17 protein-coding genes are annotated in these 23,935 nt (G+C 37.8%); 12 read left to right on the top strand and 5 right to left on the bottom strand.

From position 1 onward, the window contains the following. The first annotated feature begins 2 nt into the window (after positions 1-2). On the top strand, positions 3-3,251 hold the full coding sequence (locus TX86_RS24735; RefSeq protein ID WP_042353091.1) for a type I restriction endonuclease subunit R: 3,249 nt from the start codon (positions 3-5) through the stop codon (positions 3,249-3,251). Positions 3,252-3,792: 541 nt separating this feature from the next. Here TX86_RS24735 and TX86_RS24730 read toward each other — a convergent pair. Next, positions 3,793-5,100: a glycosyltransferase family 2 protein gene (locus TX86_RS24730; RefSeq protein WP_042353090.1), complete on the bottom strand. Its 1,308-nt coding sequence runs from the start codon at positions 5,098-5,100 to the stop codon at positions 3,793-3,795. A gap of 12 nt (positions 5,101-5,112) precedes the next feature. Beyond that, positions 5,113-6,234 (bottom strand): FkbM family methyltransferase, encoded by a 1,122-nt coding sequence (locus tag TX86_RS26000; protein WP_052343903.1) that lies wholly within the window; start codon positions 6,232-6,234, stop codon positions 5,113-5,115. A 306-nt stretch (positions 6,235-6,540) separates the two neighbouring features. On the opposite strand from TX86_RS26000, the gene rfbF reads away from it, so the two are divergent. From rfbF to TX86_RS24695, 6 genes are all read left to right on the top strand, one after another. After that, a complete protein-coding gene (rfbF, locus tag TX86_RS24720; RefSeq protein ID WP_042353089.1) occupies positions 6,541-7,323 on the top strand; it encodes a glucose-1-phosphate cytidylyltransferase in 783 nt (260 codons plus the stop codon). A 249-nt stretch (positions 7,324-7,572) separates the two neighbouring features. After that, complete coding sequence (locus TX86_RS24715; protein ID WP_042353088.1) at positions 7,573-8,811, top strand: UDP-glucose dehydrogenase family protein; 1,239 nt, start codon at positions 7,573-7,575, stop codon at positions 8,809-8,811. Positions 8,812-8,858: 47 nt separating this feature from the next. Then, positions 8,859-9,947, top strand: coding sequence for an NAD-dependent epimerase/dehydratase family protein (locus tag TX86_RS24710; RefSeq protein WP_042353086.1), 1,089 nt, complete (start codon positions 8,859-8,861; stop codon positions 9,945-9,947). A gap of 2 nt (positions 9,948-9,949) precedes the next feature. Next, entirely contained in the window at positions 9,950-11,290 is a 1,341-nt protein-coding gene (locus tag TX86_RS25995; RefSeq protein ID WP_052343901.1) for a glycosyltransferase family 2 protein, read from the top strand. 15 nt (positions 11,291-11,305) lie between these two features. Further along, the gene (locus tag TX86_RS24700) at positions 11,306-12,187 is read left to right on the top strand and encodes a glycosyltransferase family 2 protein (protein ID WP_081707835.1); all 882 of its coding nucleotides are present in this window, start codon (positions 11,306-11,308) and stop codon (positions 12,185-12,187) included. 205 nt (positions 12,188-12,392) lie between these two features. Continuing rightward, positions 12,393-13,787, top strand: a complete 1,395-nt coding sequence (locus tag TX86_RS24695; RefSeq protein ID WP_042353085.1) for a glycosyltransferase family 2 protein — start codon at positions 12,393-12,395, stop codon at positions 13,785-13,787. Positions 13,788-13,874: 87 nt separating this feature from the next. On the opposite strand, the gene gabR is transcribed toward TX86_RS24695, so the two are convergent. Beyond that, entirely contained in the window at positions 13,875-15,290 is a 1,416-nt protein-coding gene (gene gabR / locus TX86_RS24690; RefSeq protein ID WP_042353083.1) for a MocR-like transcriptional regulator GabR, read from the bottom strand. Between the two features lie 126 nt (positions 15,291-15,416). Here gabR and gabT point away from each other — a divergent pair, with 126 nt between their 5' ends. The 4 genes from gabT to TX86_RS24670 all read left to right on the top strand — a co-directional run bounded on the left by gabT (position 15,417) and on the right by TX86_RS24670 (position 20,726). Further along, on the top strand, positions 15,417-16,718 hold the full coding sequence (gabT, locus tag TX86_RS24685) for a 4-aminobutyrate--2-oxoglutarate transaminase (protein ID WP_042353082.1): 1,302 nt from the start codon (positions 15,417-15,419) through the stop codon (positions 16,716-16,718). A 36-nt stretch (positions 16,719-16,754) separates the two neighbouring features. Next, positions 16,755-18,146 carry an NAD-dependent succinate-semialdehyde dehydrogenase gene (locus TX86_RS24680; protein WP_042353081.1) on the top strand — a complete coding sequence of 464 codons (1,392 nt, stop codon included), beginning with the start codon at positions 16,755-16,757 and terminating at the stop codon, positions 18,144-18,146. Between the two features lie 328 nt (positions 18,147-18,474). Then, complete coding sequence (locus TX86_RS24675) at positions 18,475-19,308, top strand: MBL fold metallo-hydrolase (protein WP_042353080.1); 834 nt, start codon at positions 18,475-18,477, stop codon at positions 19,306-19,308. A 134-nt stretch (positions 19,309-19,442) separates the two neighbouring features. Next, positions 19,443-20,726, top strand: coding sequence for an MFS transporter (locus TX86_RS24670; RefSeq protein WP_052343899.1), 1,284 nt, complete (start codon positions 19,443-19,445; stop codon positions 20,724-20,726). 215 nt (positions 20,727-20,941) lie between these two features. On the opposite strand, the gene TX86_RS24665 is transcribed toward TX86_RS24670, so the two are convergent. Beyond that, the gene (locus tag TX86_RS24665) at positions 20,942-22,195 is read right to left on the bottom strand and encodes an ROK family protein (protein WP_042353077.1); all 1,254 of its coding nucleotides are present in this window, start codon (positions 22,193-22,195) and stop codon (positions 20,942-20,944) included. A 359-nt stretch (positions 22,196-22,554) separates the two neighbouring features. Between TX86_RS24665 and TX86_RS25990 the strand changes: the two genes are divergently transcribed. Further along, positions 22,555-23,148 carry a DUF2238 domain-containing protein gene (locus TX86_RS25990; protein ID WP_052343897.1) on the top strand — a complete coding sequence of 198 codons (594 nt, stop codon included), beginning with the start codon at positions 22,555-22,557 and terminating at the stop codon, positions 23,146-23,148. A gap of 48 nt (positions 23,149-23,196) precedes the next feature. On the opposite strand, the gene TX86_RS24655 is transcribed toward TX86_RS25990, so the two are convergent. After that, a complete protein-coding gene (locus TX86_RS24655; protein WP_042353076.1) occupies positions 23,197-23,571 on the bottom strand; it encodes a potassium channel family protein in 375 nt (124 codons plus the stop codon). Between the last annotated feature and the right edge of the window lie 364 nt (positions 23,572-23,935).

Raw genomic sequence — 23,935 nt, 5'->3', positions numbered from 1 at the left:
GTATGAGTCTTTTAGAGAATTTCACAGAAGATCGTTTAGAGGAAGCGGTTATTGAGATTCTGCAAGAGATGGATTATGAATATGTATTTGGTCCAGAGATTGGACATGATGGTGAGCAACCGGAACGGAAGGATTATTGTGAAGTGGTGTTGAGCGAGCGACTGCGTGATGCATTGTATAAATTGAACCGTCATTTACCACAAGATGCACTAGAAGAGGCGTACCGTAAGATTGTGACGATTAATAGCCCTTCTTTGAATGAAAACAATAAACAATTTCATCAACTAATGGTTGAAGGAATTGACGTAAGCTTTCGTAAAGAAGGTGAAATTAAAACGGAAAAAGCGATTGTAGTGGATTTTAATGAACCGGAACGTAATGAATTCCTTGTGGTGAATCAATTTACGATTATTGAAAAAGAGGAACGTAGGCCAGATGTGCTTATTTTTGTGAATGGCCTTCCTCTTGTAGTCATTGAGTTGAAATCAGCTTCTGATGAAAGTGTAGGAATTGAACAAGCATATAATCAGATTCAGACTTATAAAACTGATATTCCTTCATTATTTCGTTACAATGCATTCAACATTATATCAGATGGCATTAATGCTAAAGCAGGTACGATTACGTCGAATGAAGAGCGCTTTATGAATTGGCGTACAGTGGATGGTGTAAATATCGAGCCGCTTGAAGTGCCGCAATATGAAGTGGCACTTCGAGGGATGCTTGATAAGAAGAGATTAGTAGATATTGTTCAGAACTTTATTCTTTTCCAAGAATCAAAAGAGGCAATCCATGATGAGAACGGTAATAAGATTGGTGACAATAACACAATTATTAAAATTCTAGCTGCCTATCATCAATACTTTGCGGTTAAAAAAGCAGTAGAGAGTACAAAGCAAGCAACCGCGGAACAAGGTGACCGGAAAATTGGAGTTGTCTGGCATACACAAGGATCGGGAAAAAGTTATTCGATGGTTTTCTATACGGCATCGCTCGTAAAAGAGTTGAATAACCCGACAATTGTTGTGATCACCGACCGAAATGATCTAGATGATCAACTGTATACAACGTTTGCTAAGTCGGAAGATATTCTTCGTCAATCACCGAAACAAGCACATATACGTAAGTTATCTGATGAACAGAAGAAACAGCAGGCGAAAGATAACTCAAAAGAACTAAACGGTTTATACGATTTATTAAATGATCGAGAATCTGGCGGTATTATTTTTACAACCATTCAAAAGTTTAAGCCGGAAGATGGAGAAATGCCGGTTCTTACCGATCGTCGTAATGTTATTATTATTGCTGATGAAGCGCACCGAAGTCAGTATGGACTTGAAGCCTCAACAGACAGCAAGACAGGCGAAGTGAAGTATGGCTATGCGAAATACTTGCGTGATGCCTTGCCGAATGCTTCTTTTATAGGGTTTACAGGCACACCGATTGAATTTGAAGATAAATCGACGCCAGCTGTATTTGGTCATTATATTGATGTTTATGATATGACAAGAGCTGTTGAAGATGAAGCGACAGTTAAGATTTTTTATGAAAACCGCATTATCAAATTGGATACGGATGAAGAAGAATGGCAAAAGCTTGATGATGAATTTGAAGAAATTACAGAAGGCCAGGAAGATAACGATCGCGAAAAGTATAAAACCAAATGGTCCCGTATGGAAGCGATTGTGGGCGCACCAAATCGGGTGAAGCGCTTAGCTAGAGATATTGTAGAACATTACGAGGAAAAATCAAAAACAATTGCAGGTAAAGCGATGGTCGTTTGTATGAGTCGTAAAATTTGTGCAGATTTATACGATGAAATAATTAAAATTCGTCCAGAATGGCATAGTGATGAATTAGAAAAAGGCGTAATCAAGGTCGTTATGACAGGTAGTGCTGGAGATGAAGAACGTTTACAAAAGCATGTGGGTGGAAAGCATCGTCGTGATACGTTAGCGAGACGAATGAAAGATACGAGCGATGAACTGCAGATCGTTATTGTTCGAGATATGTGGTTAACTGGATTCGATGTACCTTCTATGCATACGATGTATATTGATAAGCCTATGAAAGGTCACAACTTAATGCAGGCAATCGCACGTGTCAATCGTGTGTTTAAAGATAAACCTGGTGGTGTTGTTGTTGATTATATCGGGATTCTAGAAAACTTAAAAAAAGCATTAAAGCAATATACTGACAGTGATCGAGCAAACACAGCTATTGATACGAATGCAGCAATTGCGGTTATGCAGGAAAAGCTAGAAGTTTTACGTGGAATGTTTCATCACTATGATTACTCGGCTTATATGGGCACATCACAAGCAAGAAGAGTCCGCGCAATCACAGGTGGTATGAACTTCATTTTAGGGTTGGAAGAGAAAGAGCAAAAGGATTTCAAACAGTTTGCTATAGAAGTTGCAAAAGCTCATTCACTATGTGCAGCTACAGAAGAAGGAAAGCAAGCTGCACTGGAAATAAGTTATTTCAAAGCGGTGAAAGCCAGTCTTTCTAAACTGGGAGCAAAAGGAACGAAAAAGAAGTCGAAGAAAGAAATTGAAGCCCGTGTGAATCAAATGCTTGAACGATCTATTATTTCGGAAGATGTAATTGATGTGTTTGATAGTCTAGGCATTAAACGCCCTGATATCTCTATATTATCGGAAGATTTCTTGGAAGAAGTCCGTCATCTTCAACATAAAAACTTAGCTGTAGAAATGCTACGTAAGTTGCTAGAAGGAAATCTAAAAGTAATGGAGAAAAGCAATCTCGTTAAATCGGAGAAATTCTCTGAGAAATTGAAGAAAGCAATTAATAAATATCGCAATCAAGCAATTACGAATGCAGAGGTAATTGAAGAACTGATTAAGATGGCTCATGAGATAAAGAAGGCAAAAGAAGAGGAACGAGCGTTAGGTTTAAATTCGGATGAAATTGCTTTCTATACAGCACTGACCGCTGATGAAATCGTCAAGCAAATGATGGGCGATGATACCTTAAAGAAAATCGCTCAAGAACTGACAATTGCTATCCAATACAATATTACAATTGATTGGAGCGTCCGCAAAAGTGCTCAAGCAGGCATGCGTCGTATTATCAAACGATTGTTGAAGAAATACGATTATCCACCAAAGCAAGCAAGAGAAGCATTAGAAGTTGTTATGAAGCAGGCAGAGTTAATGTGTGAGAATACGAAGCCTGGTGAATCTAGCTTTGACAATGTAGCCGAAACAGATGAAGATTATGCTTTCTAGGTTTTAATTGAAAGAAATTTGGATTGATTAGTTTGTAAAGCCACCAACATCTCGTGTGTTGTCAATTACACTTCACACATGTTAAGTAGGTAATCATTGACGAAAAGCGATGCATTTAGGAGTAGCATCGCTTTTCGTTTAACCTTTATTATTTTGCTATATAGGTTTAATCGCTTATCAATAGCTACTAACCAAATGCTAACATTTTGCTAACGAAAGATAATAAATCACATTAAATTCAAGTTAAAGATATTACACTTAACACTAGAAAAACGTTGGTTTCAGGCTGTTTGTTTCTAATATGGTTAAACATATTACACTTTGAAACTATATGGGCGGCATGATGTAAGGTTTTAACCTTATATTATGAAGCTGTCTAATATATAATTCATTGATTTTAAGAAGACTACTCCCTAAAAAGGGGTAGCCTTTTTTGTGTTATTAAAATTTATTTACCAAGAGTTTCTTGCTGATAGAAAATTTAAGAAACGATGAATTAGGACGCTGATTGTCATCGGAGCCGCTCCATTCTACAATCTTGCTAATAGATTCTGCTGGTAAACTGGGAATCACGAAGCCCTAGCTCCCGCAGTTGCTTCTTTATCAACTGTGCAATATGCTCGCTCTGTATTGTAACGATTACGAATATACGGTCCCGGGTTTCTGGTGACATTCGTTCTAATGTACTAGGCAAACTTACAGGAAGTCCATTGATGACACAGCCGGCTTTTTGCTCACTGTTATCCAAAAAACCTTTTACATTGTACCCTGCGTTCTGCAAGATTCTAGCTGTGCCTTCGCCGTTATATCCTGTAGGGAATACATAAATTCCGTCCTTGCCCTCTTGACCGTACAACAACTCCAATGTCGTTTCTACAACCAGTGTACGGTACATATATATTCCGATGAAAGAGCCATACACGTTGATTAATTCAAATAAATAATAATTCCGCGGCAATTTTGAGACCAGTGGAAAAATGTCCATATTTTTTTCAATGATGTTAGCTAATTCATATAACTCCCTTCTACTAAAGGTATCGCAACGTGTTGCGAACAAGCCAAGTAGAAAGTCAACGCGCGAATAGATGAGATCGCGCCGGGCATCTTCATAATTCTTTTCATGAAGAAACCTCAGTAAATGCAAAGTTACGATGAGATGAGACTTGCTGTTTAAATATTCTTTCGTTGCTGTTACCGATCCGATTGCTCTAGGGCGATAACAATAAAAAGGCTCATGCATTAAAGAGAATGTATTGGCACAACATATTACCTTTAGAAACCATTCCTCATCCTCCGAATGGCATCCCTCGGGAAAAGTAATACAGTTAGCCAATAATAACTCTCGGTTTACAATCAATCTCCAGGAGGTGCATAACAGGTTAGGCAAACTAAGCAGGTATTCTGCCATTGAACTTGAACAAGACCCGTTAAAAACATCTGGATTGAGAGTGACGTCGTTCGTAATGTACGCTCCTTTTTCCGGTATACAAACAAATCGCCCTATAAGTACATCAGAGCCAGAAGACTGCAATAAGTCTTTGATTCGTAAAAATATCCCTTTTATAAAATAATCGTCGCCATCGCAAAAATGGACGTATTTTCCTGTCGCTATCCTTAAACCTGCATTCCGTGCCCCTGCAGGAAGGCTATTCACATCCAGATGAATGGTGTTGATATGTTTATAACGTGCTGCATAAGCATCACAGATAGGGCCACTTCGATCCGTTGCTGCATTATCGACTAAGATAACCTCATAATCGATATCAATCTGATTTAAGATGCTTTGAAGGCATTCGTCCAAATATGATTCGACATTATATACAGGGATGATGATACTTAGGATCGGCATAGATTTCTCTCCTTATGTGACAGCATAACATACAGTTTCACAAAACCCATCGCTGTAATGTCTCATAAATAGTTTATATTCTGGTACTAGCTGCTTTAAATATAATGGTATTTGTACGATATCCAACGGCTTATGATACACGCAGATGGCAAGCTTTGGTTTATATTTTCTTATTGTCCGCTCTGCCCCTTTGAGCGCTTCTAACTCTGCGCCTTCTATGTCCATTTTGATAAACGTAACGGGCTCTCCCTGAAGAACTTCATCAACAGATATAACAGGAATCTCAATATTTCCGTTTGTGCTTAATCCGCTGGCTACGCTCCCCTGTGCATTGAAGAGAAGCTTGTCTTTTTGACTCCAAAGGCCGCACGGTATAAGCTCAATATTTGCCGATTGTGCAAACTTGTCAAGAAACTGTTTATGTTTACTTTCCTCCGGTTCAAAAGCGTAGATTCTCTTATACTTTCCTCCCGTTTGCTTAAGAAACATTTCTAGAGTGTCGCCGGTGAAAGCACCTCCATCAACGAAAACTTCTTCTTCCGTCAATGTGATTATATCGGATTCAAAATACTGAGGAGCCTCGCTTTTCAAAGGAATCAGATGCTCACGGTTCCCAGTAATACAATAATTGATTCGTTCATAAAAAACATGCTTGGACTGTTCATCTGCAAGCATGTTGTAAACGGTGTTAAAATCAGTGGTATTCATACTCACCACCGCTGAATAATTCCGGAATATTAAATAAAAGGCAATGTCCGATGCAACAATATGTTCAATCAGGTTGTTGTGCAATTTATTTTCTTTTAATTGAACAGATATTTCTTCGCTGTATTGATAGGATGTAATAAGAATAAAACTATCACTATATTTGGTCTTAAGATCATCAAAGCTTATGACAGGAACTCCCTCTATTTGAGTTCCCTGCTTTCTTGAATCATTATCGCAAAAGAGGAGTCTGTCGGTGATATGATGAGCCCTGAAATATCTCAGGTATCCAACTCCAATATCGCCAGCACCAAATAAAACAATAGAAGTACTTTCGAATTCTTTTAGAAGTTCGGCGCATTTATCGATAATTAACTCTTGGTAATTAGGTTTATTTAAAATCAAATCCAATGAGATATCATTTACCATTTGTATTCGCCTCCAATCAACTTCCAATAATATTAAGTTTATGCAAATCAAAAAGCAGATGTTCTAAAAAAGCACTTAGTTCAAATATGTTTCGTTGTTCTTTCCACCAAGTTTCATAGACTACCGCATTCTTCAATTACTCCATTCGTTTTTTACTTCTACTAACTGCTTTTCAATTCTCCCGCAGACAGATTAAATAGGCACCTAGGCATATTTGTCGGCATATTATATTCCATGTGGATCGGGTGGCTAGACACCCTCCTTTCATTTCTATTTGTGCTGGCAAAGCCAGAATGGAGGTTTATTATGAAAGTAGTAATTCTCGCGGGAGGTTTCGGCACTCGTATAAGTGAGGAATCACACTTACTACCTAAGCCGATGATAGAGATTGGTGACGCACCGATTCTGTGGCATATTATGAAGATTTATTCTCATTATGGCTTCAACGAATTCATAATTTGCTGCGGATACAAGGGATATATGATTAAAGAGTACTTTGCCAACTATTATTTACATCGCAGTGATATGACATTTGACTTTAAGGCCGATAACAAAATGATTATACACACGAATGTTGCGGAGCCATGGAAAGTCACCGTTGTGGATACTGGATTGCATACACTGACTGGCGGACGTATTAAGCGCATTGCGCCTTATATCGGCAATGAGCGGTTTATGATGACCTACGGCGATGGAGTCAGTGACATTGATATAACAAAACTCATCCGTACTCACGAAAAATCAGAAAAGACCGTTACATTATCGGCGATTCAACCAGGCGGACGGTTTGGTATTCTCAACATCAACGATCATGATGGGACAATAACTGGTTTTCATGAAAAAGCGCAAGAAGACGGTGTTTGGATAAACGCAGGTTTCATGGTGATGGAACCCGAAGTCTTTGATTATATAGATGGAGATTCAACGATTTTTGAGCGCGGCCCGCTTGAGTGTTTAAGCACAGATGGCAAGCTCGGTGTATATAAGCATAATAAATTCTGGGCCTGTATGGATACGGCTCGGGATAAAGGTGCGCTGGAAGCTGATTGGGCGAGCGGCAATGCGAAGTGGAAAGTTTGGATGGATTAAAATCATGAATCATATCAGTGATAGCGTTGAGATGTTCTAAAGCGGCAGAGGGTACCATATATATACTATGGACTTGAGCAGGCTAATTTTAGAAAAGCGGCTGGCAAGTTGACAGCTAACGTTAATCTTACACTGGAGATATTTTTGTATTGATGAAGACATTTTGTATTCATGATTATAAATTCGTACCCCGTCACATGAGAAGGCTACTATGATACCGTGTTGTTTGAGGTAGAGGAGGGGGAGGAAATGCAAATTGCTGTATTTGGACTTGGATTTGTTGGGCTAACTACTGCGCTCGGTTTTGCAGACAAAGGTTTTTCTGTGCGCGGATATGATATTAACAAAGAACGCTGTGCAGAGATAGCCAGCGGAAAAGTTCCGTTTTTCGAACCAGGACTGGATGACGCACTCGCGCGGAATCTTGGCAAAACATTCACGATAGCAGAAAGCGCAATAGATGCGGCGTATAAGAGCGATATCTGTTTTTTTTGCGTTGGAACGCCAGGATTATCTGACGGTAGCGCAGATTTGGCACATTTACTATCGGCAATTGACAGTATTCTTGTAACAGTATCTAAAGTCTGTGTACTTGTCGTGAAATCCACTATTCCACCGGGAACACTTAAAGAACGAATCATGCCGTATGTCCGTGCGAAGGGAGCAAACAATCCACTTGCGGTAAACCCGGAGTTTTTACGTGAGGGCAAATGCTGGGATGATTTTATGAACGCTGACAGAATTGTCTGCGGTGTTACCGACGATACAGCAAAGAATGTGCTTATGAAACTATATATGCCGTTTGACACACCGATTCATTTTGTAGAACCTAACACAGCTGAGTTTATTAAATATTTATCCAACTCCTTGCTTGCAGCGCTAGTCAGTTACTCGAATGAGATGGCTCTACTCGCAGATGCGATTGGTGATATCGAAACGGCAAGGGCGTTTCGAATTCTGCATGAGGACAGACGGCTTGCTGGTGCAGGAATCAACACCTACATATATCCCGGCTGCGGTTACGGTGGGTATTGCCTACCAAAAGACACAGCTGCTCTTGACGCTGTCGCACTAAAAAAGGGATTCACACCTCAAATACTGGAAGGTGTAATTTCTCTTAATAATGAAATGCCTGAACTGACTGCTCGAAAAATCGCCCGCGTAGCAGGAGGAAAAACTGAGGAAATCGGTATACTTGGCCTGTCGTTTAAACCAGGCTCTGATGATGTTCGCGACAGCCCAGCGGCAAAGATCATCGCTACGCTGATACGCGACGGTTATGTTAGTATCCATACCTATGATCCACTTGCTATGCGGGAGTTTCAAAACACGTTCGGACTTTCCATCACCTATTGCACATCAGTGCGTGAGGTATGTGAAACTTGCAAAGTGGTCGCGCTTGTGACCGCTTGGGAAGAATTTAAAGGAATTGATAAGACCTTTCCAGATATACGTTTCGTCGATTGCAGATATTTCTTAGAGAATTAAGTGTTAATTTGGCGGAGGGTAAACACTGATAAGGAAAGGGGAATTATATGACAAATAACATTATTCTCTTAGAGGATTTGCGGCGCATTGTGGATGGACTTTCAGAGCGCGAGCGCAGCGCGTTATCAGGCAGGAAAATATTAATAACGGGTTTTGCGGGTTCTCTTGGATTTATGCTGGTGCATTTTTTTGCCCAATATGGACAGACGCTTGGTGTGAAGCGTATATACATGCTAGACAATTACATTTTCGGAAAGCCCAAGTGGGTTCACGGAATAGAAAGCCACCCTCTGTTTACGGTGCGCGAGGGTGACGTCACTCGGGAGGATTTCTCGTTTGCTAGTGATGCGGACCTTATTTTTCATATGGCATCACTGGCGTCACCTGTTTATTATAGATTGCATCCAATCGAAACGATGGATGCTGATGTTGTTGGGCTGAGACGCCTGTTGGACTTTTATGGTGGTAGAGGCATTTTCAATTTGTTGTTTTACTCCACCAGTGAGATTTATGGTGATCCTGATCCAAAAATGGTTCCAACGCCAGAAAGTTATTGGGGCAATGTTAACTGCTCTGGACCACGCTCCTGCTATGATGAATCAAAGCGTTACGCCGAAACCCTTTGTTATAATTTCCATTATCAGAAAGGAATCCCGGTCACAGTATTGCGCCCGTTTAACAGTTTCGGACCTGGGTTACGTATAAATGATAAACGTGCCCCGGCGGATTTTGCGATGAATATTTTGCAGAAAGAACCAATTGTCTTGTACAGCGACGGTAAAGCAACCCGTACCTTCTGTTATGCTTCGGATACGACCCTTGCATCATTAAAATGCGCACTGTATGCGCGATATGACATCTTCAATATCGGTAATGATGCGGAAGAAATGACGATTCATGAATTAGCAGAAATCTACCGTTCTGTCGGGAATTTCATCTTTGGATATAACGGGAGCATCATATTTAGTGAACATACGGATAAATATTACAACACGGACAACCCACAGCGCCGCTGTCCGGATTTGAGCAAAATAAAAACAGTACTGGATTACACGCCATCCGTGGATACTCGCACAGGGGTAGAACGGTATTTGAGGTACTTAGAGATGAACGGGAGTATCATAAAAGAGGTGTAAATATGCAGGTGTTTGGGCAAAGGCCGCTTGTAAGCTTTATTGTAAGTGTATATAACCTAGAGCGTTATATTGGAGCTTGTTTGGATAGCATCATTATTCAGCCCTTTGATGATTATGAGATTGTTTTGGTCAATAACAACTCTACTGACGGTAGCGATGCCATTTGCAGAGAATACGCAGCAGATAATAAACAGATACGATATTACGCGCTGAATGGTGAGCCAATTTTCGGAAAGGCGGTTATGTACGGCACCAAACAAGCACAGGGGCAATACATACATTATGTAGATGGCGACGATATGTTGGCACCGGACGCATACGGAGAAATTGTGGATATTTTACGGAACGATGCTCCCGATGTGCTTTTTGGGAGGTTCAGTCCGGTATTAGAGGAAAATGTTATTAACTTTACTGATACACCTTATCAAACCAAACGCATTAATGGTCGGGGGAAGGATCGAGCTCTTGAATACCTGACCGAAACACAGCCGTTTAATGTAGCAACGTGGCGGCTGATTTTTTCGCGAGAATTACGGGAGCACTATGGTAGTGTAAAACATTTAAAGACGCCAGTTAATATTTATAATGATGTCTACGTATCTGTCCGTACTTTGCTTTCAGCGCGCTCGGTGTACTACGTTGACACACTGATTTATTTGTACCGTGTGCATTCATCATCTATTTCGAGACTAACGGCGTTGGAGAATGTTTCGGAGTGCTGCAAGCTTTTGCTCTCTTTAACGTGGTTGATGCGGTGTGCGACAAATACGGAACAAGAGCGAGGCTTTGTACACGTTTATATGGAGCAATTTCGTTACCAACTCGTGACCGCGTTATGCATCGTGAGTAATAAGCAAATAACCGAAAATGCCGCTGTGATAGATAAATGTTTAAAACAAAAAGATTTGAAAAGTATGGCCACGTCCTCAGAAGACCACGGCTGTTCTGTAATTGATAAGCTGTTATCAGAAGGTACTGCTGCGGGTCTTACCAGTTTGCGATTACAATGCTTTAACATAGTTGAGCAAATAGCCAGGAGGGTGTTAGCTAAGGGGGGAGATATATATTTGGCTCCGACCGGCCATATTGGTTTATATTTAAAAACTGCTTTTGAGACAAGCGGCCTTTCTTTTTCTGGTTTTTTTGACAACGATGTACAAAAAAACGGAATGTTAGCTGATGGAATTCCTGTTCGTCTCCCAGATGCTGTAACAAAGATAGCTGCTGACAAACCGATAACAATCTTGATTGGCTCCGGGTATCGAAATGTTCGAGAGGAACTTAGGAGACAGTTTATTACGCTTGGTATTGATGAAGACGATTTGCATATCGTTGAATTTTAACGTCTGGAGGTGCCTATGCCTACTATGCCGTCTATTACCGTTATTTTGCTTACATACAATCGTGAGGAGTATCTGCCAGTTATGCTTGATTCTTTGCGGAATCAGACATTTGGTGATTATGAGTTGATTCTAGTCGACAATGGTTCAACTGACGGTACAGCTGAACTCTGCGCGGCCTACGCGGAAGCAGATAAGCGGGTGAAACTAATAACAATTCAGAAGAACAAAGGTGCATCATTTGGACGCAACAGTGGTCTAGCTGTTGCTACAGGCGAATATGTTACATTTGTGGACGATGACGACCGGTGCGAGCCATCGATGCTCGCGTTTCTCTTCAATCTTGCACGCGAAGAGAATGCTGATATTACTATGTGCGGTAGCTACAATGATTTTGGGGGCAGGCTGGATCCATACTTCATTTGCAATGAGCGGTTTGTTTTTGACCGGCTGCAAGGATTAAGAGAGTTATTAAACCGTCGGCTTTATAACGTTGCACCACCGACTAAGCTCTTTCGGCGCAGTTTGTGGAAAGGGCTGTCATTCCCAGACAATGTGCTGGTGGACGACATTCACGTTATCTACAAGGTATTTGAGAGGGCGCAGCGCATAGCACTGTGGAATATTGCAATGTATTATTTCAGGAAACACGCGTCTAACATGACGGCGTTTATACACAACAAGCAGATGACGCCGGAATTGCTCGATGAGTATTTGTCGATGTATCAAACAAGGGCAGAATATCTCTCTAAACGTGCACCGGAAATTGTTGAGGATATTGAAAAATCTATGCTCGCTTTTATGAAAAATATGTATGAAAGCATTATATCAAACCGAGTTACAGGCTATGAGAAGCAATTAAAATATATGACCAATTACTTAGCTGTTAATGGGGAGTAATACAATGCGGTCGCCAGAAGGTATAAGAATTGTCCAAATCGATATAACTAAATCTCGCTAGGGTGTTCAAATCGTATAAGCTTTTGCGGGAACCACAAGTAGCCATTCTCTATGGACGAAGTAACATTTTGTATAAACCTACATAATCTATAAAAGTTGGGAAAAATCCCGCGAATTTTTTCACATGCTTAGGGGATGATGTTGCTTGAAAAAGTGTATTTTCTACACATACGCTTATAATGCAGAAAAAACAATGGCGCGTGCGATTGAAAGCGTTCTAGCCCAGACTGAGCAGAACTGGATCTGGTATTTATTAGATAATGCTTCAACAGACGGAACAGGCCAAATCATAAAACAATATGCTTCCAAAGATTCGCGTATAATTGCGCTTAGAAACAAGCAAAATCATGTTCATGAAAAGGGGAATAGCTGGACAGAAATCATTGCTAATTACGATGATTGTGATTATCTTTGCTTTCTCGATGCAGACGATGAATACAAACCTCACTTTTTGATGAGTATGGGCCAGTTTATATCGAATAATGATCTCGATATCGTTGCTTGTGGAAATGATTTTATCAATGAGACAAACAAGAATCTGATTGAAATTCGAAAATTGGATCATAATCTCGTATTAGATACACCAGAAATGTTTGACACGCATTTTTCTGCGTATCACCAGTTTATGAGGACAGTATGGTGTAAACTTTACAAAGTTTCGGTTTTACGCAGATTTGATTTTTCACGTATACCGAGCATTCATTACGGTTACGATACACTGTTTGCAATTGAAAACTTTCATAATGCCAATCGGGTCGGCATCCTTGCAGACTCATTACACAAATACTATATGTATCCGAAATCTTCCTCGTACCAGTTAGACGCAACTCGTATTACTTGCGACCGTATACTTGATGATACAGCACGTGCGTTTCTGATTGATAAGTGCGGTTCAATTAGCCCCCTTAATAACCGGTATCTTCAGCTTGTCTACTTTAACGGAATAAGCGACACAGCAGCCGTTCTACTTAACGCAACCTTGTCACAACATGCAAAATTACAAAGCCTGTATGATTTATTGACTCACAAAACAACCAAGGAAATGTTCCAACAGAGCGATATTCCTGATGAACAGCTTGATGTAAAACTGCGCACGCCAGTTATAAACTGGCTTCTCGCACAAAAAAAATATAGAACCTTCAATAGCGCTGAAATGACTGTTGAAATACTTATAGCCATCTATCCGCACTTATCTCCATTCATTAAAAAAGAGGCGTTGAAGTTTTTACTTTTGAAAATACCTGATATGATTCCATATGTTCTACGAAAAGACTACAATCGTATTATTGAGCGTTTTCAAACTTGGTATAAAAACCGTGACGTAGACGAGCCTTCGTTAACAGAAATGGAAATCTTCGCATATCGTTCCGCAAATAAGCCGGACGACCAGCTACTTTTGCATTTATTGGACATCAAAAAAGATCGACCTTTATCGTCAGAAAAACTGAAGATTGACATGCAAATTGCTAATTTACTCACAAAATATAAACTTGATAAGTTTGCGCATTTATTAATGGATGACAAAGATATATCTGATTAAAAAAGAAGGTAGCCTTGTAAAAATAAAGACCATAAGAAAAGTGAGCAACGATTGCTCACTTTTTTTATGGGTTTTATAATCTAAGTCCTAACAACAAATTACCCGATACAACCGCTCCACCGCTTCACTAATCTTGTCCTCTGGTATATTAGCAAATCCAATCACTAACTCAATGCTCTTTTTTTGCATAGGTTGGCTATTTAACATAAATCGCTTCATCATATATACTTCTAGTTTTGCTTGCTTTATTTTTTCTTCGATTTCTTCATAACTTTTGTCCGTTGTAAAATGAGCAACGAAATGGAGACCTGCCGGAATATCCTCGATTTGAATTTGTTCGCCAAACTGATTGGTTAGTTCGTTTATTAGTATTTTTCGTTTTGTTTCGTAGTAATGATTCATTCTTTTTACATGTCGATTGTACTCACCGTTTTCAATGAAATAATGTAAGGTCAATAGATTGAGAGTATTGCTAGATTGCATTAAATCGGAATAATGGTTGCGATATTCTCTTAATAAATTAGGCGGCAATATCATGTAACTTATGCGTAAACCAGGCAACATCGTTTTTGAAAAAGTACCTGTATAAATGACTCGATGATTTCGATCTAAACTTTGTAATGATGGAATATTATCAGTTTCGTATTTAAACTCACTATCGTAATCATCCTCGACAATATACATATTATTAGAGACAGTTGCTTGGTTTAACAGTTCAATCCGTCTAGAAATAGGCATGATTGTGCCAGTTGGAAATTGATGTGAAGGGGTAACAAAAACAAAGTTTGCTTTTAAAGACTGGAGATCATCTATACAGATTCCTTTTTCATCTACATTTACAGGATGAATCGGAAATCCCATCCCTTTAAGCAACTTATATAATCGAAGGTATCCAGGATTCTCCACTACAACTACTGAATTTTTATTCTGTATCCACATTAATTGGCGTATTAATGACATTGTACCTGCCCCAATTACAATCTGCTCAGGCTCACAAATAACTCCACGTGTTAAGGAGAGCAACCGGCAAATGGTTTTTCGTACAATATAAGGACCTTGTGGATGGGGCATTTCTGAGAGCTCTCGTTGATGCTGGTCAATGGCTTTCTTTTGACATCGCATCCATTCTTTAAAAGGGAAAAATGAGATATTGGATGTCATATGTGAGAGGGAAAGCCATCCTTCTTTATCTTCAGCACTTTCTTTAAGGTCACTAGGCAAGTGAAAATTCATCGAGTTTTCTTGATGGATAAACTGTGTTATTTTTTCTACGTAATAACCTTTTCTTTCAGTGGTATAGATGTATCCCTCTGCCAGCAATTGGTCATATGCATTCATAACGGAGTTAACGCTGACACCTAACTGAGATGCTAATATTCGTTTTGGTGGTAGCTTCTCATCCGGATTCAGCCTACCTTTTAAGATATTCTCCTTTATTCCTTCATAGATCTGTTGATATATAAAATTCGTTTTTACGTTTTTATCGATTTTTAAATAAATCATGTTTATCCCTCAAATCTCTGGTACCTTTAATTTCTTCTCTTTGGTACTTTTCATTGTACCAAAATGATGTAAAAATATCATTAAATTCTTATTATTCTAATAATAAAACAGTGTGGGGGAATAACAATGACAACATCATTTTTATCTACTAAAGAGTTACAAGAAAAAAGAGTAAAATATGTTCCTAAAGGTGTAAGTAACGGGAACTTAAATATTGCCCATAAGGCTTCAGGAGCAACAATTACTGATATCGATGGTAACGATTGGATCGATTTTGCAGGGGCGATTGGAACATTAAACGTGGGTCATAGCCATCCTAAAGTAACGGCAGCTGTAAAAGAACAAGTGGAAAGATTTTTACACCCTGGTTTCAATGTAATGATGTACGAAGGCTACATTACTCTTGCTGAAAAATTATGCCAAATAACACCTGGTGATTTTGAAAAACAAGCAATCTTCTTTAATTCAGGTGCTGAAGCAGTTGAAAATGCGATAAAAATTTCTCGTCGTTATACTGGTCGTCAAGCTGTTGTTTCATTCGTTCGTGGTTATCATGGAAGAACAAATTTAACGATGGGAATGACAAGCAAGGTTAAACCATATAAATTCGGATTTGGACCATTTGCTCCAGAAATTTATCAAGCACCTTTCCCTTATGTATATCAAAAACCAAGTGAAATGACTGATGAAGCGTATATTGACATGAAAATTGAAGAGTTCAAAGACTTCTTCATTGCTACAGTAGCTCCTGAATCAGTTGCTTGTATCGTTATGGAGCCTGTTCAAGGCGAAGGTGGATTTATTATTCCTCCGAAAAAATTTGTTCAAGCGGTTAGAGAATTCTGTACAGAAAACGGAATTGTGTTTGTAGCAGATGAAATTCAAACTGGATTTGGTCGTACAGGAAAATTATTTGCGATTGAACATTTTGATGTTACACCTGATTTAATGACGGTTTCAAAATCTTTAGCAGCTGGTTTACCATTGAGCGGTGTTGTTGGTAAAACTGAAATCTTAAATGAAGCAGGACCTGGTGAATTAGGTGGAACTTATTCAGGAAGTCCAGTTGCTTGTGCAGCTGCATTAGCTGTTATTGATATTATGGAAGAAGAAAAGCTAGTTGGAAAATCTGAAGTTATTGGACAGAAAATAGAAGCAAAATTGCAAGAGCTTGCTGAAAAGTATGACTATGTTGGAGAGATTCGCCGCTTAGGTTCTATGGTTGCAGTAGAAATTGTTGAAGATCGTTTAAGTAAAAAACCGAATAAGGCTAAAACATCTGAAATTGTGACATATGCAAATGATAACGGCCTACTGCTTCTTTCTGCTGGTTTAAAAGGTAATGTTATTCGTTTCTTAGCACCATTAGTAATCACTGATGAAGAATTAGAAAAAGGATTTGCTATTTTAGAAAAATCATTTCAATAAAGTGTAAATGAAATCAGAATTGAGGTGTGCCCGGAAATGACAAACTATTTTAAAGTAAACAACCCAGCCACAGGCAAATTAATCTCAGAAGTAAGAGTTAACACTTTGGATGAAATACAACAAGCGTTGGAGAATGGCCATGATAGCTTTAAGAAATGGTCTAAAGTGAACGCTCATGAACGTTCAAGATTATTAAGAAAATGGTCTGATAAAATCCAGGAACAAAAAGAAGAAATCGCAGAAGTGATGACGCTAGAAAACGGAAAACCTCTTAGTGAGTCCTTGGGTGAAGTTGATTATGCAACGAGCTATATTGACTGGTATGCGGAAGAAGCAAAACGGATTTATGGACGTACAATTCCAGCTGCTACTGAAACAAAACGAATTATCGTAAGTAGAGAACCAATTGGATTAGTAGCTGCGATTACACCATGGAATTTTCCAGCGGCAATGATGACAAGAAAAGCTGCACCTGCTTTAGCTGCTGGATGTACATTCATTGTGAAGCCTGCGGAAGATACACCATTAACGACTATTAAATTAGTTGAACTTGCACATGAAGTTGGGATTCCGAAAGATGCAATTCAATATGTTATTGGTGATGGAAAAGAGGTAGGAGAGTTGTTCACAAGTAGTGAATTTGTACGGAAAATCACGTTTACAGGTTCTACTCCTGTCGGAAAGGCATTAATCAAAAATAGTGCTGATACTGTAAAACATGTCACGATGGAATTAGGTGGTCATGCTCCACTTATTATTGCAGAAGATGCTGATTTGGATGTGGTTGTCAATCAAACAATTATATCGAAGTTTCGAAATGCTGGACAAACTTGTGTGTGTGCAAATCGTATCATTGTGCATGAAAATGTAATCGAAGAGTTCTCCGCTAAATTGGCGGCAGAAGTTATGAAATTAAAAGTTGGTAATGGGCTTGAAAAGGACACGCAAATCGGACCAGTCATTAATGAAAAAGGATATACAAAGATTGTTGAGCAAATTCAAGATGCCGTTGATAAAGGTGCAGAAGTTCTAGTTGGAAATGAATATGATGCGAATAAAGAAAAAGGTTATTTCTTCGTTTATCCTACGGTTTTAAAAAATGTTAATGAAGATATGAAGATTATGCAGGAAGAAACGTTTGGACCTGTAGCTCCGCTTATCAGTTTTAAAGAAATCGAAGATGCGGTAGAAATTGCAAATAGCACTCCATATGGACTTGCTGCTTACTTCTTCACAAACGATTATAAAACAGGTACGTACTTACATGAACATTTACAATTTGGTATTGTCGGATGGAACGATGGTGCTCCTTCAGGTGCTCATGTACCATTTGGTGGTATGAAAGAAAGCGGAATTGGACGTGAAGGTGGTCTTGAAGGCATTGAGCCTTACTTAGAAACAAAATATTTATCCATTGGAAACTTATAAATTCTTATTTACACCCCTTTAATAAGAAGTATATAGAATGTTAAAGAGCTAACAACCAGTAGGTTGTTAGCTCTTTTTGTTTGGCATGGGTTTCGTATTTGATCTAGAATACGTCTACTTTTAACTTTTTTGGATATTAGTTTTATGGTGGTTCAGTTTTGTAAGTACGATATCCGATATTTTATTGGGTAAAATTATTTAACTCAAAAAATACAAAAAAACTTTTGACTAAAATGGTTAAAATGTATAAAATTACCTTAACTTAAAATGGAAATTGACAAGGTGAGCACGGTGATTAAATTTAAAAAGATTATTGGAGGGGTATAACATGGAACAAATTGAAGTAACAATGCTTGGGACAGGAAGTCCTAGACCAGATTTGGAGCGTAAAGGTCCGTCACAGCTATTAACAGTTGATGGAACGCATGTGCTGGTTGATAGTGGTGAAGGTGTTACATATCAATTAATGAAAGCGGGAATTTGTCCTAGTAAGATTAATTATTTATTTATGACGCACTTACACTCTGATCATTTGTTTGGCTATGGAAACTTCTTGTTAGGTGGTTGGGGATTAGGAAGAAGGGAACTAACGGTAGTTGGTCCTAAAGGAATGAAGCATTTTCATGACACTCTGTTAGATTTGTTTAAAGATGATATCGCTTACAGAATGTCATTGGGCAGACCAGGAAACGGTGTATTGGATGTGAAGATTATTGAGATTGAACAACCAGGAACTGTTGAAAATTGTGGATTAGATGTAGAGATTACGGCTGCTGAAATGATACACAATGTACAAACATATGCTTACCGATTCCAAATTGGAGATAAGAGTGTTGTATTTTCTGGAGATACTGCACCAACTAAGGAGATTATTAAATTAGCAGAGAATGCCGATATTTTGGTGCTTGATGCGAGTTTAACTTCAAATGAAATATATGAAAATGCCACTGACCCTGAATTAATCAAAATATGGAATGAACTGCAAAAAGAGCACTGTACTCCTTCTCAGGCTGCTACAATTGCGCAAGAAGCAAATGTAGAAAAACTGATATTAACGCATTTTTTACCCGGTATTGATGAAGAAAAAACATATCGTGAAGCGTCAGCAAAATTCCAAGGTAAATTGTACGTAGGGAAGGATTTAGAGACAGTACAGGTATAATAAAAGATTACTATTATTAGCCCAACGGAAAAGAAACATATTCATCCTTAGAAGTACTTAACATGTTTAAATCGTTATTTAGAAATCGTTGGTAATTTGATTGAGAAAATCACTTTTGTAAAAGGAGGAATTTGATGCGTTGGGTGATTGTGCTGTTTTTATTCTTTATTTATATCATCAATTATGCAGATAAAGCGATTGTTGGTTATGCGGCAGTTCCGATTATGTCAGATTTAAATCTGACATATGCGGAGTGGGGATTAGTTGGAAGTTCGTTTTATTGGTTATTTTCAATAGGAGGAATCTTTGGTGCTGCGTTGATTGATAAATTCGGTACGAAGAAATTGCTTATCGTTATGGCTATTGCATGGACTGTTGCTCAGTTCAGTGCATTTGCCATTCAAGGATTAACACTTCTTGTTATAACAAGGGTTATACTTGGAGCTTTTGAAGGTCCTTATCTTGCCACAGCGGTAAACCAAATTAGTAAATGGTTTCCTCCTGAGCGCAGGGCATTTGCATTGTCTTTAGCTAACTGTGGAAGTATGGGGGCGAAAGTAATAGCTCCTCTTCTGATTCTGATTGTTCATACTTATAGCTGGAGAATTGCATTTGGTTTCTTAGGAACGTTAAGCCTAATTTGGGTTATTTTGTGGACTATATTCGGTAAAGAACAGCCTAAAAAACAAAAAATAAGCGAAGTATCTAAGAACGAGTTACCGAAAATAAAGTGGTCTGTACTAATCAAACGATTGATGAAGAAAGATTTCATTTTTACAATCTTAGCTTTTTTCTCAGCATTTTGGATTTTAAGCTGGTCTTTTGTTTGGATGCCTATTTATTTAACGGAAATCATTCATTTATCTCCAACGTATATGGGATATACGGTTGCTGGAATAGGGATTTTTACTTCTGTTGGTTCCGTATTGGCAGCAATGTTATCTGATTATGTACTAAGAAAAACGAAAAGTCATAGAAAGTCTAGAGTTTTTGTAGCAGGGTATGCTTTAATTTTAGCTTCCATTGCTTTATATCTCACTACAGTTGTTCACTCAATCGTTGGAGCTGTCATTGCATTAGCGTTTGGGGTCATGCTTGTTAATACAGTATTTTCTATTGCCCCACAAATTGCGAATCAATTACTTCCTGAAAGACCAGGATTAGCTTCTGGTACGTTAATTGGATTAGCCAATTTAGCAGGAATTATTGGACCGCTTGTCACAGGTTGGGTAGTGCAATTAGCAAATGGCAATACAACGTTAGGATTCAATTATTCGATTACTGTAGGTGCTTCTGTTGTATTCGTTTTTAGCTTGCTCTTTATCATCTTTACAAACCCTGATCGAACATCCGTGAAAGAAAATCATCTTATTATAAAACAACCTTCAATTAAAAAATTATCATCTCAAAAACAATAACTTCAAGAATATAATAATCATTTGTTTGGCGTATTGTATAATCCCATAATCTAACAAAAACATAGATTTCAGTTTACTTTTTGGAATATGGTTTTATCTTCTTAACTATTAAAACGAGTGGATTCAAAAGAAAAGTTAATAGTTTAAATATTGATTTACCTGAATAAAAGGGATTGATATGTTAAAGAAGGAAGCTTTTTGTGCTTCCTTCTTTGTTAAATATACAGTTTATTTAGTGTTCCGTTACTTGCTGAATCTGCTAAAAAATGCTCCAACACTATTCGACCAGCACCAATTGCCGTGGCATTTTCTCCAAGCTGTCCTCTACTAAAAATGATTCTTTGATTACTATACATTTTTTCACAACGTTTTGAAGCAGTTGAAGTTACTACATCATAAAACAATTCCATATTAGTATAAGTAGGACCACTTAATATAATAAGATCTGGGAATAGGACTTGTGCTAAATTTGCAAGTCCAACACCTGTATAATAAGCAGCATTTTGAACAATACGTGTTGAGAGAGGATCACCATCGTTAACAGCTTGGCAAATATCATTGAAATCAATATCTTCTATATTTGATACTTTATTTGTGATAAGTGATGGCGCACCTTGTTGGATGGCGTCGATAATATCATTTTTCATAGCTGATATAGAGGAATAGGCGTTTATACATCCATTACTTCCACAACTGCATTTTCTTCCATATAAATCAACAATCATATGACCTTGTCCCAGACTGCTCAGTTTGTCCGTTCCTAAAACTAATCTACCATCCATAATGATACCAGTGCGTGTTCCAGTACCTTTAATGACATGAATAACATTGCGAAATTGATTAAAAGGTTCTTGACTATATTCTGCAAGAAGGGCAGTATTGGCTCCATATTCCAGAATTGTATGTAGTTGAAGTACATCATTTAAGCGTTCGCAAATTTTAATATTTTCCCATCCATCCGAGGGGAAGTTATTCGGGTTAATAATAATCCCTTTTTCACGATTAAGAGGGCCTATTGTTCCGATTCCGATACCTAAAATATCATCTTTAGTTAATTGATACAATTTCATCATCTTATTTATATGGGAGATGATAAGATCAATTGTAACATCTGGTGTAGTCGTTTCATTCATTTTGAATTTTGCTTGAGCAATAATGCTAAAACTTAAATCCATTAATAAAATTTTTGTGTATGTTCTTGATATATCTATTCCAATAACGTAGTTAATATTTTTATTGATTTCGTACATTAGTGGTTTACGCCCACCGCTAGATTCACCGTAGCCGCATTCCTTGATTAGTCCTGAAACGAGTAATTCATCAATTAACCGCGTACAAGTTGTTTGTCTCATTCCAGTTAGTTTGATTAAATCCCCTTTAGAGACTGAACCATTTTCAAAAATTAATTTATATAATTCTTTCAAGCTTTTCTCTTTTTGAGATAGATTGCCAGTGAATTTTTTTAACATGATTTACCCTCCGTATGTATTAGTACTATTATAGCTTCTTTGAATAGTTAGATTAATAGGTGAATCATTTTTAGTAGAAGGTTTGCATGTTGAAATCTGCAGCTTTTTTGATTGGAATTAAAGTGACACATGGTCGGGGCTATATAGTATGAATCTACTTTTTACATCCTCTAGATGTTTAGTCCCGATGTAAAGTGTGGTAAAGGGGAAGACGTATTTTAGAGGATTGTATAAATTTTCACGTATATGAAATACTGCTGGTATGTTATTTTGCTTATATAGTAATTTATATGTTTTTGAGAATATGGATTATGATCTGTTCATACAATAGAAATATAGGTAAGAGAAAGGAAAATAAAATGGAAAGCCAAAAAAATACAACAGTGAAAAATATAGTTAGAATAATTTGGTGGGCAGTCTTTCTCATCATTACGGCATGGAGTGCCTATATGCTGTTTGATGGTCGAGGAACGAAAGCGTTCATGGGCTTGTTAACAATTGCTAGTTTGATTGTTATTGGTGTTTGGCAGCGAAAATCACGCTATGCATTTCCTGATTTATTTGCAGGAATGACGTATGTTTTTATTTTTATTGCTGTAGGATTAGGAACGTTTGGTGGATTTTATAGCATTCATCATTTTGATGATTTTCTTCACTTATCTTCAGGTATCTGGATTGGCTATGGTGCTTGGATTTTAATGGGGTTAATTGTAGGAGATAATCTTGTCAAACAGCTTCCTAAGTTCTTTATTGGTTTGTATATTATTGTGTTTGCATTAGCGGTAGCAGGCGCATGGGAGCTACTTGAATTTGCTGGTGATAAATTATTTCATTTTACAGCACAAGGCCGAGATCCTGATGATACGATGTTTGATATGATTGATGGTCTCATTGGTGGTATCATTGCATCCATTTTTATAGTAAGAAGTCATAGTAAACAAACGAATAAATAAATAAATTTACTAGTATATAAAAGAGAACCACTGCGCTTGCAGTGGTTCTTAAGTTTGTGCAGATTTCTTCGGTTCTTCGGATTCTTTTTCCTTATCTTTTTCATGATAAGATTTATAGATTCCAGCTGAAATATTATAAAGAAACCCAAACATAATTCCAATTCCAGCGAAGATATATACAATAGAAAAGATTTTTCCGAAGGTAGTTTGTACAATTAATCCACTATCACCCACAGTTGTTAAAGTTAAAACAGAATGATAGAGAGCATCTATGTACGAGAAGCCTTCAACGGAAGAATAGAAGAATGTACCGGATATTAATAACATCACGATTAAAAATGTTAAAATCTTTGACTCCTCAGATTTAAATGCGTGTGCTAAACCAGATAAAAATTTCTTTAGTGTTAATAAAAAAGAAATCATGATTTTTCCCTCCTCATTTCTCATTACATGAAAAGAATAAGCAATAAGTTAATACCCTGTTTACAAATAGAAGTAACGTTACCTATATATGAAATGCGAGTAGAACAGTATAGACACTCATTTTTTTACAAAAACAGTACAAACGAATGATAAAAACGTTCTTTGGGGATGTTCATATTTCGGAAGTCCTGATTGTTGTGTTGGAATGGAGGTGTATTATACCTAAACCAATTTCTATTTACGAGAGTATGGCTAGAAAGTGGAACGTAAAATCATGCTTAATACTCATACAAATTTCGACATGTGTTTGACGAGAATTTGATTCAATGATACATAATTAAAGGAAATATTGACATAATTGCAG

The sequence above is a fragment of the Bacillus massiliigorillae genome (assembly GCF_000380245.2).
Taxonomy (GTDB): Bacteria; Bacillota; Bacilli; order Bacillales; family DSM-1321; genus Bacillus_AD; species Bacillus_AD massiliigorillae.
The sequence above is the reverse complement of the archived record's forward strand: the minus strand, read 5'-3'. Positions and strand labels throughout refer to the sequence as shown.